The organism is Zooshikella sp. RANM57, from assembly GCF_050749885.1.
Classification (GTDB): domain Bacteria; phylum Pseudomonadota; class Gammaproteobacteria; order Pseudomonadales; family Zooshikellaceae; genus Zooshikella.
Window position 1 is genome coordinate 432,504 of sequence record NZ_JBOIUB010000004.1, and the last position, 17,505, is coordinate 450,008.

Annotated in this window: 10 protein-coding genes; all 10 read left to right on the plus strand. The window is 36.1% G+C overall.

Going from position 1 to position 17,505, the window contains the following annotated elements; all coding sequences use genetic code 11:
* The first annotated feature begins 515 nt into the window (after positions 1 to 515).
* The 10 genes from ACQ96U_RS11540 to ACQ96U_RS11585 all read left to right on the plus strand — a co-directional run bounded on the left by ACQ96U_RS11540 (position 516) and on the right by ACQ96U_RS11585 (position 17,453).
* Complete coding sequence (locus ACQ96U_RS11540) at positions 516 to 1,667, plus strand: acyl-CoA dehydrogenase family protein (RefSeq protein ID WP_431721399.1); 1,152 nt, start codon at positions 516 to 518, stop codon at positions 1,665 to 1,667.
* A 183-nt stretch (positions 1,668 to 1,850) separates the two neighbouring features.
* Entirely contained in the window at positions 1,851 to 2,270 is a 420-nt protein-coding gene (locus ACQ96U_RS11545) for a DUF6041 domain-containing protein (protein ID WP_431721400.1), read from the plus strand.
* Positions 2,271 to 2,461: 191 nt separating this feature from the next.
* A complete protein-coding gene (locus ACQ96U_RS11550; protein WP_431721401.1) occupies positions 2,462 to 4,126 on the plus strand; it encodes an FAD-dependent oxidoreductase in 1,665 nt (554 codons plus the stop codon).
* Between the two features lie 68 nt (positions 4,127 to 4,194).
* On the plus strand, positions 4,195 to 6,945 hold the full coding sequence (locus ACQ96U_RS11555) for a PEP/pyruvate-binding domain-containing protein (RefSeq protein ID WP_431721402.1): 2,751 nt from the start codon (positions 4,195 to 4,197) through the stop codon (positions 6,943 to 6,945).
* 70 nt (positions 6,946 to 7,015) lie between these two features.
* Complete coding sequence (locus ACQ96U_RS11560) at positions 7,016 to 9,478, plus strand: biosynthesis protein PigD (protein WP_431721403.1); 2,463 nt, start codon at positions 7,016 to 7,018, stop codon at positions 9,476 to 9,478.
* Positions 9,479 to 9,570: 92 nt separating this feature from the next.
* Positions 9,571 to 12,090, plus strand: a complete 2,520-nt coding sequence (locus ACQ96U_RS11565) for an aminotransferase class III-fold pyridoxal phosphate-dependent enzyme (protein ID WP_431721404.1) — start codon at positions 9,571 to 9,573, stop codon at positions 12,088 to 12,090.
* A gap of 10 nt (positions 12,091 to 12,100) precedes the next feature.
* Positions 12,101 to 13,120, plus strand: a complete 1,020-nt coding sequence (locus ACQ96U_RS11570; protein ID WP_431721405.1) for a methyltransferase — start codon at positions 12,101 to 12,103, stop codon at positions 13,118 to 13,120.
* A gap of 36 nt (positions 13,121 to 13,156) precedes the next feature.
* Positions 13,157 to 13,417: a phosphopantetheine-binding protein gene (locus ACQ96U_RS11575; protein ID WP_431721406.1), complete on the plus strand. Its 261-nt coding sequence runs from the start codon at positions 13,157 to 13,159 to the stop codon at positions 13,415 to 13,417.
* A gap of 54 nt (positions 13,418 to 13,471) precedes the next feature.
* Positions 13,472 to 15,703, plus strand: a complete 2,232-nt coding sequence (locus tag ACQ96U_RS11580) for an aminotransferase class I/II-fold pyridoxal phosphate-dependent enzyme (RefSeq protein WP_431721407.1) — start codon at positions 13,472 to 13,474, stop codon at positions 15,701 to 15,703.
* Between the two features lie 118 nt (positions 15,704 to 15,821).
* A complete protein-coding gene (locus tag ACQ96U_RS11585) occupies positions 15,822 to 17,453 on the plus strand; it encodes an AMP-binding protein (protein WP_431721408.1) in 1,632 nt (543 codons plus the stop codon).
* Positions 17,454 to 17,505 lie beyond the last annotated feature (52 nt).

The following is a 17,505-nucleotide window of genomic DNA, read 5'->3' on the forward strand; positions in this document are numbered from 1 at the left end:
GAAGCTAATAGCAGTTTATTTTTGCTTTGAGAAAGTGTTATGTTATTAGGGCATGTTAGATTCGTAATTTTAGACAAGCCTGCTATAGGCTAGTTTGCTTCAAGCGGTGTTATCAGCGATTTCATAATATGTCAGCACGAGTAGCAGAGTAAGTATAATATCAGGTATTTTGATATGCCTACGTTGTATTAGGTACTTGGCTAAGCAGTAGAGCAAAAGTTAGTCAAACAATTAATTGTTTATACATAAATATGGATAACATTGCTGTATATTAGCGTAGATAATATACCCACTATCAATAGTGGTAAAACGAAGAATCATACTTTGCTAATTTGTTTGATGAATTTAGAAAGCTTTGCTGGATCGAGAGGCGAAGTGGTTGCATGCTAAAAAAATTGATTCATGGTGAATATAGATAAATCCTCAAGGAAGTGTTTTGTAAGAGGATAGCAGCATAATGCTTTGCATGAGATTGTACTAAGTAGTATTAAAATAATACTAAGGAATGTTCGTATATGGATTTTACGCTAACATTAGAGCAAAAAACACGTTGTCAGCATATTGAAAGCTTCGCTAAAGAAGTCTTATCTAAACCACAAAACGCCCATCCTGTTTCCCATAAGTTTAATCGTGATGGTTGGTTACAAGCCTCTGAGTTTGGGTTGGCAGGGTTACCTATTCCTGAGCAGTGGGGAGGCTCGGCGTTAGGGGCTTTAGACACAATGCTGGCTATTGAGTCATTAGGACGTGGTTGCACAGATATGGGACTTGTTTTTTCTCTTTGTGCGCATATGTTCGCATGTGCTATTCCTATTTGGCGACATGGTACAGATGAGCAACGGGATAAATACTTAGCTAAAATTGCATCAGGGCAATTAATTGTTGCAAACGCAATTACAGAGCCATCTTCAGGCTCAGATGCGTATAGCATGAAATCTTTTGCAAGAAAAGAAAAAGATCATTATATCTTAAATGGATCAAAGTGTTTTATTACTAATGCTCCCATTGCAGATCTCCTGCTAGTCTATGCAAAAACCAAGCAAGGTCAAGGGTATTTTAATAGTAGTGCTTTTTTAATTCCAAAAGATATGCCTGGCATAGAAATAACTACTGAGTCAGCTAAAATAGGATTAGTAACGAGTCCATGGGGTAGTGTTCACTTTAATGAATGCTCAATTCCAAGCCACTTTCGAATAGGTGAAGAAGGGGCTGGCTCACCCATTTTTCATGACTCTATGATATGGGAAAGAGGTTGTTTATTTGCAGCTTATGTAGGGGCAATGGAAAGAGTACTTCAACAGAGTATTGAGTATAGTAAAGAAAGAAAACAGTATGATCAACCAATAGGCCGAAATCAGTCTATCTCAAATAAGCTTGTGGACTTTAAGCTACGCTTAGAAACTTCACGCTTACTGTTGTATAAAGCGGGATGGCTATATGACAACAATAAGCCTTATGAAGAAGCTATTGCTCAAAGCAAATTATGGATATCAGAGTCAGCTGTTCAATGTGGACTTGATGCGATTCAAATATTTGGTGGATTGGGTGTATGCTCTGAGCTTGGTATTGATCGTCTGTTACTCGATGCGCTGCCATCAAGGATTTTCTCGGGAACGTCAGAAATTCAAAGAGAGTTTATATCGAGAAGTATGGGATTGCGCTCGTAAAGATTAATATTTGTGAAAGTCAAATATTAATCTTACTTATATGCTCATCATAGATGTGAATATATTATACAAAAAATTACACAAACCATATATGCAAAAGCAATAGACTTTTATCCCTCTACGGCAATAAAGGGGTAAAAATTCATCATGAAGGATGTCAGTAGACATAAAGGATTATGCATAATGAAATATTTTAAATACTTGTTTGGGACTCTCTATCTTTTGGCCGGTATTGCTAAAATATTTCCTCAGGTTGAAGATGTGGGAATTGTATTAAAAAATGCAGCTATTGCAAATCAAGGTACCATCTTATCTGAGGTTAGTAATTTTTTATATGCTCATGAATTAATGATAACAGTTATTGCTGGTGTTAGCTTATCTTTAGCCGGTATTACTTTACTCATTAATCGATGTTTGATTGCATCCTCTATTGGTCAAATTTTAATGCTAATATGTTTTGTAATAATTTTACATAAGGCTTATTGGCAAGTGATTATTATGGATTCTGTATTTTTTATATTCGCTCTATTTGTATTAAAAGAACAGTTTGCGCTAAGAAAACAAAAAAGTACTGAGCTAAAAAAAATATATCAAGCAGGATAGATGCTGTTTTAACTTTAGTGTTGTTCTTACTTAAAAACACTATTTCATTATGCGTAAACTGCACTCCCATCGTTCTTGGTGGTTAAATATATCCAAAACCCGTACCCTAGGGGGATAAAAATAATTCGTGAAGGGTATACATATAGTTGTTATTAAAATTATGAAAGTACAGTATATAAGGCAGATTGGTAATGAGCACGAATAATATAAAAAAACTACCTTCAGAAAAATATGAAGTTACACAGCCTGATTATAATACGCTTGATTGTGAACCAATAAAAAATCAAAAACATTACGATGTAATCATTATTGGTGGCGGGCTTTCAGGATTGAGTGCTGCCTGGCAGTTAAAGTCAAATTCAGTGCTGTTACTTGATGAAAGAAATAAGTTGGGTGGTAATGCTCGCTTGGAATATAGAGATGGTTTACGTTATGCAAGTGCTGGAAGTTGTTTTCAGAACCCAATTGAAGGTGGAGAGGTCGCAAGTTTATTACATGAATTAGGACTATGGCAGCAGTGGCAAGCAGCTGATCAAGAATCCCTTGTGTTATTTGATACTAAACGGTTATTGAAAGGTATGGGTGAAGTTTGCATGGCTTTAATCAATCAGCCAAAAGCACTACTAATCCCAGGAATGTATAAATTAACCTTTGACTTGATAAAAGGCGCTATAATGAACAAGCCTTTTATTGTCTCTCCTAAGAAATTGGGTGATCCTGTATTCGCAAAATTATTTAAGTATCTAGAACAGTTTAAACCAGGATCAGGTAAATATCCTGCTGTACCATGGACAGAAGAGTGCGATTGGTCTAGGCAGGAAATGGAAATTTTTGACAGTATTTCACTGCATGATTTATTTTTTGACCCAACTGTAAAAGGAAGATTACCTGCTGATCTGCAGCCAAATGAGGAGCTTGGAGAGTTAGTTAAAGATGCAATTGAAACAACATTGCGGGTTGAATGTTTATCTATTAAAGATGTTTCTGCTTATGTTGGTTTACATTTCTTATTAGGGTATTTATTTGGTACATTGGTAACATTTCCTGGGGGGAATGGTTTTTTAAGTGAAAATCTCAAAACTAAACTTTCAGAGCAGCCATCTTGCAATTGCCAACCTAATGCAAAAGTCATTGCAGTTGAAGAGATTGGTAGTGGTTATGAAGTTGTTTATATGCAAGATGAAATGTTGTTTAAAGTGACAGCTTCAACGGTTATTTGGGCTGCTCCCAAGTATGTTGCCCAACAAGTTCTTAGTAATATTCCAAATAGCCAACGTCAAGCTATTTCAGAAATAGAGCATAGAGATTATTGTATAGCCAATATTTTTCTTAAAAAAGCTGTATTAAAAAGTCATTTTGGCGGTTATGTGATTGAAGGAGCAAGCATTAATAAAAAACCTTACAGTTGGTGCCGAAGTGGAGTTTGTCTGGTGGCTAATTGGAAAGATAAATCTTTTGATAAAGATATTGGTGTATTAACGTTGTTAAAACCTGTTTTTGGTGAAAAAGATCAAGGGAAATTAAAAGAAGCCAGTTTTGATAAATTACAGCAATCAACTTATCAAGAAGCTGTTTTAATGCTTAATGCTGTTGGAGTGGCCCCAGAATTGATTGAAGATATTAAGATTTGGCGGTGGAATAAAGGACTTGTTGTACCTAAGGTTGGGCAACTTAAAAATGATGTTTTTATCAAAGCATCTATGCCAATAAATGGGCTGTTTTTTGCTAATCAGGATACCAATGGTTTAGGTAATCTTGAGAGTGCTGTTAGTGCAGGATTTAAAGCTGCAGAACAGGCCAAAAAGTGGTTGGAAACTCAACAGCCAGAAGATATTGCCAGTGCAGCATCTGCATAAAATAACTATTACTAGATGCTATACCCATAATAAAGGGTATATACAATGAGCAAGGAATAAATGCCTTTATGGCACTAAAAAAAGGGAGTTGGAGTACAATGAGCAGCCAGAAGTATGTGATCGCTTTAACAGGTAAAAACAATTTGTCAAAAAGTGAGATTGGCGGTAAGGCTGTTTCTCTAAACAAGTTGGTCAAAAATGGTTTTTTAGTGCCAGAAGCACATTGTATTACGACAGGTGCTTATGAGTACTTTTTAAATTGCACTGGAATTTCAAGTTTAATCGAAGAACAATCTCTAAAACCGATAACGGCTGAAGACATTGTAAAGAAAATAGATAAAGCAGACATACCTTCAGACTTGGCAGATGAAATACTTGAGGTCTACAAAAATATGGGCCAGGGACAAGTGGCTATTCGTTCATCAGCTGTTAATGAAGATGGCTTATCGCAATCCTATGCAGGTCAGTATGAGACATATTTATATGTTAATAGCGAAAAAAAGGTACTTGAATGTGTTCGCCGTTGTTGGAAGTCTTTATGGGCAATGAGAGCCACTTTTTATCAAGCAAAGCACGATATAAATATTGATGACTGTAAAATTGCTGTCGTTATTCAAAAGATGGTTGATGCGGAAAGTGCTGGTGTGGCTTTTTCACAAGATCCAGTAAGCGGTGATGAAAGTTACATTATTATTGATGCATGTTGGGGTGTTGGTGAAGGCGTTGTTTCAGGGCAAGTTATCACAGACAGCTATCGCATTAGTAAGAGTAATTATGAACTTATTGGATCAGAAGTACGTGAAAAAAGAATAAAGTGTGTAAAAAAGGATAATGGGGAAACTCATATTGTTAATGTTGATAATGAGTATATAAAAAAACCAGTATTATCGGTTCAGCAGTATAAGAAACTGGCAAAACAGGTCGTTGAAATTAGTCAGTATTATAATCAGGCAATGGATATAGAGTGGGGGATAGAAAATGATGAGTTATATATATTACAAGCAAGGCCAATAACCTCCAAATTGTCTGATACAATAACTTATTTTGCAGATGAATATGAAACTGATCACTATATTCGTGATAATGCATTGTTTTCGAGAATGGATACTGGTGAAATTGTCACAGGGCTTATGACACCATTAGGTCTTTCATTTTGTAAATTCTATCAACATAATATACACGGCCCTGCGATTAAAACGATGGGGCTTTTTGATATTGGGAATTCTCAGCATTACATGGGATATATTCAAGGACAAGTTTACTTAAATATTTCAGCTTCTGCTATGCTTCTCAGTCAATGTCCTCCCACAAGAGATTTAATGAAATTCACGAAACGATATGCCACTGATGATATAGATTTTACACATTATCTTAATCCTTATGGTGAGCCCGTATCAGGGTGGAAATTAATTAAAAGTAGCTTATATTGGTTTGGCTATCAGATTTATAATTTATTTACTGCAGAGCGCATTGTTAATGACATGATAACAATGCGTCAAGATGAGATTGATCGATTTTACACGTTAGACTTAAAGTCTATGTCACTTTCCGAGTTAAATGATGAGCTTAGCAGAATTGATAAGTATTTTCTAAAAGCATGTAAAGCTTACATGCCATTTTTTTTACAATCATTTGCGCTTTATGATTTGCTGGCTGAATTGTGTGAAAAATGGTTGGCAGGAAAAGGTGAAGGGCTACAAAATAGGATTAAAGCATCTATGAATAGTCTTAGAACCATTGAAGTAACAAGAGGTATTTATCAACTTACGGAACAAGTGAAAGCAAACCCGACTTTACGTGCTATTTTTGTAAATTCAGATGCTGATCATTTACAGATTAATTTAGCAAGTAATAGCCTTGGAAATCAATTTATTACTAGTGAATTTGCAGCTTTCCTGAATAAGTATGGAACAAGAGGTCGGCAAGAGTTTGAGCTAAGTATTCCTCGATGGAATGATGATCCAAGTTATTTGCTTAAAGTCATCAAGATGTACTTAGTCAGTGATGTAAAACTGGAAGAAAAAATTGCAGAAGTAGATAAAGAAAGAGTAAGTGATACAGAGTCATTATTAAAAAAATTACCATTATCTACTCGGCTCAAGTTTAAATTCGTTATAGCGACATACGCCAAAATGGCTGAGCGCAGAGAGAATACTAGGCCTACTTATATCGCTGAAACATGGTTTTATAGAAAGATTCTTACAGAAGTACTCAGTAGACTGGATAACGATAATATTGTTTCCAAAGATGAATTGCCTTTTATTGACTTTAATTTGTTTCGTAATTACGTTTCTGGGAAGCTAAATGCAGAAGAGGCTTTTTCCAGAGAGCTTATAGAAAAAAATAAAAAAGACTATCTTGTTAATCGCAACAGCGAAGAACCACCAATGGCTATTATCGGTGGATATAAACCTCGAACTAAAAAAGTAGAGACTTCATCAACGGATATTGATGTAATTAAAGGCGTTGGTGCTAGCCCAGGAATTGTTGTTGCTCGAGCAAGAGTAATCAATGATCTCGATAAAGAAGCAGCTACTCTTCAACAAGGAGAAATTTTAGTTGCTAAGTTTACAGATGCATCTTGGACTCCTCTGTTTGTTCTTGCTGCAGGTGTTATTGCAGATATTGGATCAATGTTGTCTCATAGCTCTATTGTATCTAGAGAATTTGGTATACCAGCGGTTGTAAACACAAAAGTAGCCTGTTTACACATAAAAACAGGCGATATCCTTTATTTGGATGGAAATAATGGTGAGGTAAGAATACAAACAAACGTAGTCAATAGTAAGCAGAAATATGAGAAAGCATTGGCAGTTTAATAAACAAATTGGTAGATATTTAAACTCGTAGTGAATAGCAAAAATTAAAAGATATTACGAAGAGGCTGATATGGATATTACTATCGGGGTTGTTGTAGTTACTGAAAGTCGCTATTTCTTTGAAACAGGATTAAGTGTTTTAAGTGATATACGTGGGGAACTTTTTCAGCGAGTAACTATTGACTCAGATATTAGTGCTGAACAGTTAACACCTAGTCATCATCCTGTTTATGATGAAGCCAGAGAAAAAGCAATACGTTTTATGACTAAACGTAAAGAACGGGTATCGATGAGAGTTGTTCAGGCCAGTACTTTGAGTGAAGCAACCTCAAAAATTGTAAGTCTTGCAAAAAGTATAAGTGACAATGAATTATTTCAGGTTGGCATGATTTATTTGGATTATGCTAATCCTAAATATGAAATGTTATCTATCAAGGATATTGATGAGGAAGTTTCCAGTTTCTATAACATTCTAAATGAAAATAATATTTCTGCATTTTACTCGTCTTTCTCTGTGGCTGCATTTACTCTTCCTTGCAAGAAAAAAATACGTTATCAGCCCATGGAGTTTATAGAATGCAGTCTTCCACATAACAGAGCTATATTACAAGCTGAGCTCCTTTGTTTGTGGATGGATTTTATAGAAATGGCGTTGGTTAATCGACGAGTAAAACCAGAGATTAAGGGATTCGCAAATAATACGCTTGGGCAGTTACTATGTGGTTATTTAACAGATACGTCAAAAGATAATTGGAATGGTTATTACTTTACAGGTTCGCTCGTTTCAAATTTGATTAATCACCTCGAAATAGAGGCAAAAAGAACAGGTATTAAGTTATTACGCGGCCCAAGTGAACATAGTCTGGCATGTGGTGCTATGGCTAACTGGCAGCTTTATAAAAAAGCATTTTTAATTGTTGTCACGAGTGGCATGATCGATGAATTTAAAGGGACCTTGGCAAACTTACGAGAAGCACGCGCTAAAGGTTTTATAGTATGTGCAGAAAACAGGCCTAATCAGTGGTTTGCGTTTCAGGGGACTGTTTCTAAAGACGAGGATACGCGTGATGTACTTAAAGCAAAGCGTATTCCGCATATATTTATGGATGACTCAGAGAGTATTGAAGAGGACTTCAAAAAAGCGATTGAGCTATATAATTCAAATCAAGGGCCAGTCGTCATTATGGCAACACAAGCAGTATTAGATGCTAGTGGTATAATCAATTTACAGTTGCCTGCTGTGGAGAACGAATATAGTGATTTACCTCTTGAGCCTGAACTGATTCAGCTGCTTGATGAAGTTATGGATATTATTAATAGAGGACCCGAAAAAATTGTATGGCAATGTGGACCACTATCTGACAATGAGCATGAGTTAGTATTATCAATAGCAGAAAGAGCTGGTATTGCACTTGTTGATTCATTAAATTATCCAGGAAGTGTATCAAAATATCACAATGGTATACTCAATAAAAATTATCTCGGTACATTAGCTGTATATGGTTATAGCCCAAGAGTTTATAACTTTTTACATACAAAAGATAAATTGAACTCAACATCTGAACAATGTTTATTCTTTTTGAAAAGCAAATTGCATCAGGCTGCAACACCATTTTCAGATGGTCGGCTAAAGCGGAGATTGAATATTGTACAATTGACAAATAATGCAGAACATATTTCACCTTATACTGATTATCCTTTAGTGATGAATTTGTATACCTTTTTAAGGTATGTGGATGCTCATCTTGATGTGTCTGTAGAACTAAAGAATAAAAGAATGTCTGCAATTCAATGTGTGAATGAAACCTCATCAGATGTTGTGAGTAAACTACCTAAAATACCTATATCTCCTAATTATTTTTTCTCTAGATTAAATAGTTTGTTTGAGAAAATGATCGTTGAAGATAACTACGATTATACTGGATTATATGATGTTGGACGTTGTGGAATATCTGCAGTACGGAATGTTGTAAGAACGCGAAGAGGATTTTCGGGGTGGTATGGCCGTGGTTTAATGGGCGATGCGTTACAGTCAGTTGTAAGTCTTGCTTCAACGTGTCCGACTCATCTAGTTGCCTTTATTGGTGATGGAGCAAAAGGGCTCGTTCCTGACGTGTTGCCAAGCCTTGTGGAAAATGCCTTAACTTATCCAGAGTGTTTAGATAAGAATATTACGATATTTTATTTCATGAATGGTGGACATTCTGTGATAAATACTTATCAAGAAAGAATCCTTTTTAACAGAACATCACGACAGATGCGTTTGATTAACATTAATACACCTGACTGGGAAGAGCAGATATATGGCTTAAAAGTTAAGTCAAGAACCATTGATGTATTTGATCACGATATGCTGAGGGCGGCTCTTCAAGAAAAAAATTGCATTAACTTATTTTCTGTTATTGTATCACATAACAATGAAGGTGATGGGATTAGTTTAGCCACGGCTACAGGGTGGCAGCGAGATAGCGTGAAGAATACTGCTGACACTATAAATTCAGATAAAGTTGAAAAACAGCTTGAGCCAGTATAAAAAATACTGAAAATTATAGCTATTGATATAAATAGATATATTTGCTCATAAAGCTTGTATTTTCTTCTGAAGTAATAGGCTAAGGAAAAGCTATGAAATTTGGTTTTATTGCTCATCCAACTTCAACTTCGTTAAAACGTTATGTGAAAATGTTGGATATCTTACAGCGAACTTCTCGTGATTTGGAAATAGGTTATCATCGTGAAATTTGGCAACGTGAAAATCTAATTCCATTTATTGATTTTTGTAGAATTAAATCCATAAATGGGGCGAGCTGTGAAGGGGTAATTCATTATCTACCATTAACAGCTGAAGAAATGTTGTCATCAGCACGTACAGTACAAAAACGAGTTTTAAATGGTATAGAAAAGCTGCATGAAGAAGGTGCTGAACTGGTCGGTTTAGGTGGCTTTACTTCAATTGTTGGAAAACGTGGCATAGAGACCGCTAATCAGTCGAATATTCCTGTTACTAGTGGTAATTCATTAACCACTTATGCAGCCTACAAAGCATTTTGCCAGATATTTGATTGGTTAGAAATACACCCTGAAAACACACAAGTTGCGATTATTGGTTATCCTGGTTCGATTTGTTTAGCGTTGTCGAAACTACTACTAGACTTAGGCTGTAAACTTGATTTGGTGCATTCTGGTTCAGAAAAAAGTAAAGAAGAGTTACTCAAGCATCTTCCTGATAAATATCATGATCAGGTCAATTTAGTTAGCAATATTGAGGCTTGTTATCAACGTAATCAACTATTTGCAGCAGCAACTTCCTCTGGAGGAATTATTGATCCAGCACGTTTACAAGCCGGTTCCATTGTTGTTGATATTGCTTTACCTCATGATGTTATTCGAGCTGGTGCTGATAGAAACGATGTGCTTTTACTAGAAGGGGGTTGTGTCACTGCTGCTCGACAGGTTAAGTTTGGCGGAGAATCATTAAATATTGCATTAAAGCAGCAAATCAATGGGTGTTTGGCTGAAACAATAGTATTAACGCTCGAACAACGTAATGAGTGCTTTTCTATTGGTCGCTATTTGGAAAAGGAAAAAGTACTTGAAATAGGTGCTATTGCTGAGAGACATGGCTTTCATGCTTATCCTTTTGCATCATTTGGTGAGAGAGTTGAAAAAGATCGAGTAATAAACTTACGTCGTTATTATCATCGTGAGTCAAGCGCAGCTCATTATACCATTGAGCAGAGTGAAATTTCTCGTCGTGAAAAAGCTTTACAGCGATATAGAAACCATATAAATCCAATGATGGCTGATTTTTTACATATGCAGCGTTGTGATCAGGTTTTTGATACCGCTAAAGGTTGTACTCTTATAAATACGAATGGTGATAAGTTCCTTGACATGGTTTCAGGTTATGGTTGTTTAAACTTAGGTCATAATCCTGATATTGTTGTAAAAGCATTACAAGACTTTTTGGGAAATTCAACAGCGAATTTTATTCAATATGTATCTGTACCACAACAAACAGCTTTATTAGCTGAAAAACTTTGTGAAATTGCACCAGGAAACATGGAACGTGTTTTTTTCAGTAATTCTGGCACTGAAGCAGTTGAAGCAGCATTAAAATTAGCAAAAGCTGCAACGGGAAAATCACGATTTATCTATGCCAAAAATAGTTATCATGGAAAAACATTAGGTGCGTTATCTGTCACAGGCAGGGAAAAGCATCGTAAACATTTTATCCCATTGATACCTGGTTGTGAGTCAGTCCCCTTTGGTGATATTGACGCGTTGAAGAATGTACTTGAATCGGGTGATGTAGCAGCATTTATTGTTGAGCCTATACAAGGTGAGGGTGGTGTATATACTCCACCAGAAGGGTATTTAACTCGTGTTCAACAATTATGTAATGATGCTGGTTGTTTGCTTATTGTCGATGAAATTCAAACGGGTTTAGGGCGAACAGGGCGTATGTTTGCTTGTGAGTGGGAAGGCATCAAACCCGATATACTGGTTTTAGCTAAATCGTTATCTGGAGGTTTAATACCCATTGGCGCAACATTAAGCTCTAGACAAATCTGGGATGCAGCCTATGGTACCACTGGACGCTTTTTATTGCATACCTCTACCTTTGGTGGATGTAATATCGCTGCAGTTGCTGGATTAGCAGTGTTAGAAGGGATATTTCAAAATAAACTCTACGATAATGCAGAAAAATTAGGACAGTATTTTAAGAATGAACTTATACGTGTAACCAAGGATTATCCATTTATTGGAGAAGTGCGAGGCCAAGGATTGATGATTGGTATCCAGTTTGCAAATGAGTTTGAAGGTGCAATTGAAGCATGTGCTCGTGAATTTGGTACACGATTACCGGGTGACTGGCATTTAACTTATCGATTTTTCCCTGATGAGGTTAGGGAGCATCTCAGCGCTGCGATCGATAAAATGGAAGAGTCGCTAGCAGAAATGTTTTGTATGAGGTTTGTGTCCAAATTAAATAATGACCATCAAATTTTAACATTTGTAACGGCGAATAGCTCAACAGTTATACGTATTCAGCCACCTCTTGTGATATCTAAACAGGAAGTAGATTATTTTATAGCATCTTTTTCAATGGTGTGTGAAGAGATGTCAACATTCCTAAACTAGGAGAAATATAATGGATTTTTCTAAAGAAGCTATTGTCGATGAGATGATGGGTTTTTTTAAAGCGAAGGTCATTACATCTGCTTTTGAATTAAAAATATTTGATGCAATAAGTGATACAGCGCTAACGTTAGATGATATTTGTACTCGTTGTAATATTCCTGTGGATTCTGGAAAACGTCTGCTGATCGCTTTAACAGCAATGGGTTTGGTTAACAAGGAAAATAATAGCTATTTACTGAATCAGAGTGCAAAATCTTACTTGATCAGTGATTCAAAAGAGTGGTTAGGATGGTTGGCAAGACATATTGACAGTTTTTTATATCCCCTTTGGGCTCAGACAGCTAAAGCAATAAAGGAAGACTCTGATCAGCGGAACACGGTATTTGGAGATACAAGAAGTTGGTTCGATATTCTCTATCAAAACCCACAAGATGTTGTTGACTTTCAAGAATTCCTTGGCGTTTTTGCCAGACCCTTTATAGATGGAATGGTTGAAGAGTTTAATTTTTCACAATATCAGCATTTTCTCGACATAGGTAGCGGTATTGGTTCATTGCCTGTCGCTGTGGCTAAACGTTATCCAAACTTAAAGATTTCAATTTGTGAGCTTCCTCAAGCGGCCAGTTACCTGCGTGATCGTCTTATGGTCACAGAAGGCGGCGAAAATATCGAGGTAATTACTGGAAATATAATTGATGACAAATTATCAAGTAATAACTTTGACTTGGTTCATTTAGGTTGGATGCTTCATGATTATAGTCCATCGATTCAGAGTAAAATATTAAAAAATATTTATGACTCATTACCAAATGGTGCAACATTTATTGCAAGTGAAACTCCATTAAATGATGATGAATCAGGACCATTATTTACGACGTTGCTTTCGATTAACATGCTCGTTTCTACCGATGGAGGTGTAGAGTCAACGCGTCAGGAGTATTTACAACGTTTTAATGAGGCAGGCTTTGTTAATACAAGAGTGCTTTCAATTAAAGGTCCAAGAACACTGTTTGTTGGTGAAAAAAAATAATCAAAAGAAAAAAATAATTAAAGGTGGGTGGCTGATATGTTAGAAAATAAATTGATTCACTATATTGCGGAAAATTACCTTGAGGATGATGCAGATGACTTTGATCTAGATACGCCACTTCTTGAGTTTAATATTATTGATTCAAGTGCATTATTTGATTTAGTGGCAATGCTATCAAAGGAAACAAGTGTGCAAATCCCTGTCAATGAAATAACGCCCAGCAACTTTTCTACGGTACGACATATTACTAAACTTGTTTCAAAAATAATAAAACAACAGGAAGCAATTGTTGCTTGATAGGTCTTTAGCCTAAGAAAAAGGCCTATTAATTTGGACTTACGGAGAAGTGTTATGTCTGACGTGGTTATGGAAGAGCATGGTGTAGCTGAGAGCTTTGAAGGTGTACAGCAACGAGTACTAGAGCTATTTTCAAGTCATACGGGTTATGGAAAGTCTGACATAGTCTTAGATAATCATTTTGATAGTGACTATGGCATTGACTCAATAACATTAACGACATTGTTATCGGATATTATAAAAGAGTATAGAATACCTACGTCAAAAGTTCCTGATAGCATTAATACGCTAAATGATATTTTTGATTTTATATCATCAAAATTAAATATTGAAAAGATAGATTCACAAACAGTGAATAGCAAACATGAAGATGATAACGCTGGTAATTCGTTATTAGTTGAGAAGATTCAGTCAGTGTTTGCAAAGCATACAGGATACTCGATTGACCAACTTGATGTTAATGTTGATTTTGAAAGTGATTTAGGGATTGATTCTGTTACTTTGGTATCAATACTCGCTGATATTCCAAGTGTCTTAGCTATCGATGGGCTTAAACTACCTGAAAATCTCAGAACCATTGAGGCACTTATTCATTACCTTGATACTAATATTGATAGTGAAAAAAAATCTGTATTGGAAGAATATAATCAAGAAGATGGTGTTGAAGTAGAAACTATCAATAAACCTAAAGTGGAAAAAAGTATAGACAGTGATCATGAGGACGATGATAGTAGTTGGAAACATTTTCTAAGTCAATTGCTTTCGACTGATGATGATAGCACATTAACTGAAAATAAAGTTAAATTTAGTTTTTCATCGCTAGGTTTTAATCAGCACCATGTTAATGAGTTGTATAATAAGTTGACGCATGAATTTCATATGCCAAATCAAATAAGGCTTAGCGACTGTGATACGCCTGAAAAAATATTGCACTACATACAGGCAAGTAAAGAGTTTGAGCTAGCACCAATAAAAGAAATAATAAATCAAGTATCGCATGTAAATGAAGACGAAGAAATAAGAGATAATGATCCTCGAACCATGAAGGATTTTGTGGCTATCGAGCATAAAGATCTTTTTCACAAAACACGTGAATTTCGTAAATTTTATAAGAAAAAACAACGACAGCAACTCTATTGGTATGGAATGCCATTAGAGTCACGTTGCCAAAACCGTGCCCTTATCTATGATGAGACAACAGGTAAACGAAGAGAGTTTTTGATGTTTGCATCAAATAATTATTTGGGGCTGGCTAATCACCCAAGTGTTATTGACGCAATTTGTGAGGGTGCTCGTCAATATGGGGCAACAAATACGGGATGTCGTTTAATCGGAGGTAGTAATATACTACATAAGGAGTTAGAAACCAAACTGGCTAAACTAAAAGGTCGAGAATCCTGTATTGTTTATCCATCTGGTTATTCTGCTAATTTAGGTGGTATTTCTGCATTAGCAGGACCAAAAGATCTTGTTTTCACTGATGCTATTAACCATATGAGCATTCAGGATGGTTGTAAGCTTTCAGGCGCAGGGCGTAAGATTTATCAACATAGCCTTGATAACTTAGAACAAATGCTTGATAAATACGCTGAACATGAGGGGGGTAAGCTCATTGTTACAGACGGTGTGTTTAGTATGCATGGTGACATTGTTGATTTACCAAGGTTGATGCAGATTGCTAGGAAATATAATGCCAGAGTGTTAGTTGATGATGCCCATTCAACAGGGGTTTTAGGTAAAACAGGTTCTGGAACCACAGAGCACTTTGGTATGAAAGGAGAAGTTGACTTAGAACTTGGCACTATGAGTAAAGCACTTGCAGGTGTGGGTGGTTTTATCTGTGGTGATGAGGATGTCATCGAGTACTTGCGTTTTTACTCTAATTCTTATGTTTTTGCAGCAACAATACCTGCTGCAGTTGCCGCAGGCTTAATTGCTTCTATTGACGTTATGGAGAAAGAGCCTCAGCGTTTAAGTAAGTTATGGAGTAATATTCACTACTTAAGAAGCCACTTATTATCAGCAGGTTTTGATTTGGAAAATTCTGCAAGTGCAATATTACCTATTGTGATTGGAGATGACCAAAAAACGCTAGAGTTCGGTCGTGCTGTGAGAGCCAAAGGAATGTATTGTCAATCCGTTGTATATCCTGGTATTGCTGTGGGTGATGCACGTTTGCGTATTAGTGTTACGAGTGAGCATACCATAGAAGATTTGGATCTAGCGGCTCAAATATTAGTAGACTCGGCAAAAGAAGTTAATATACCTGTAGCAAATAGTCACTAGAGATGTTTGTTTACATACCCATAGAGACATTTTGAATTAAAACGTTTAAAGATCTTCTCTGTGGGTATTGCTGATAAAGGATTTTTTTACTACAAAAGGGTATATGCTGGAGGCTACGATGGAGACTAATACTTTTTGTCCAGTAATAGATTATTTACGCTTGTCTGCTCACTATTATGCTGACAATAACGCTTTTGTTGGTATTGATGAAATTACGTATCAAAAATTTTATAGTCGTGTTCAGACCTTGGCAGGATGTTTTAAAACTTATGGGGTTGAAAAAGGAGAACGCGTTGCTATCTGGTTGCCTAAATGTGGTGAATATCCTTTAGCTATTTATGCTGCAATGGAGATAGGTGCTGTTTATGTGCCTATGGATGGCTCACAACCATTAGATAGAGCCTGTAAAATTCTTGATAAATCAGAACCAATGGTTCTGGTGACAGATTGCGCACGCTTTGAAGCTTTAGATTTTGAATATCCATCGAGTATTAAACTTATTATTTTAATAGATGCTGATTTGGGTTTTGAAATAAAGCCTGATTTTTCTGCACGGGTAATTCCTCTATCAAGACTACCTTATATGGGTATTCCATTACCTGAACCTATAGCATGTGATAAACACGATCTTGCAGCAATTTTATTCACCTCAGGATCTACGGGAGTGCCGAAAGGCGTAAAAATTAGTCATGGTAATTTACATCACTTTATTTACTGGGCAATAAATACTTTTGACCTTTCATGTCAAGATACTTTTGCTAATCATGCAGGTTATCATTTTGATTTAAGTACATTTGATTTATTTGCAGCGGCTGCGGTGGGTGCAGCTGTTTGGGTTATAAGAGATGATGAACAGCGCAATGTCCATGCCCTTATTCAAGGCATTAAAACATATCATATCTCAGTTTGGTACAGTGTGCCTTCAGTATTAATTTTATTAAATAATACGCAGTTTGATCGACATGAGGTTATGTCTTCAATACGTTATGTACTCTTTGCTGGAGAGGTTTTTCCTATCAAGCACCTACGTGATCTGGAAAACTATTTGCCTGATAAGTGTGAATTATTTAACTTGTATGGACCCACAGAAACGAATGTTTGTCTTTACTATCAGGTAGAGAAAAGTGTATTACAAGGTAATAAGCCAGTATATATTGGTCGACCTTTACCTGGTTTAACCATAGATGTTATTGATGAACATGGACAGTCGATTTCAAAAGAAGGCTGTATCGGCGAGTTACTGGTTAAAGGGCCTTGTGTTACTCCGGGCTATTGGCGGCATTATGATAGTGTAAACTCAGAGCATCATGCAAAAGGTTACCATGCTACTGGTGACTTGGTTAGTTATGAACGTGGTCTATTAACCTATTTAGGGCGAAAAGATCGCATGATAAAGTTAAATGGTAATCGGGTTGAACTCGGTGAAATCGAAGCTGCCATTAGCTCAATGCAAGCTATAAAAGAAGTCGCTGTTATTACAGAGTTAACGGAGTCATCTCAACATATTGTCGCCTATTATAGTTTAGCTGAGCAGGACAATAAGATTACTTCTATTACAGTTAAACAATATTGTACACAAAAAATTCCGCGTTATATGATTCCAAAGTTTATTAGACGATTACCTGAGTTACCCAAAAATGCTAATGGTAAGATAGATTATATAGCGTTAAAAGAACTCTCTGAAATACATCAAGGAAAGTCTGCTAAGACTAGCAATGTTAAAGTTGAAACTGTTGAAAAGGTTACTTAAACCTCAGAGCTGATTTGTAAAGGGTATATCTACAGAGAAGAATAGCTTCTGA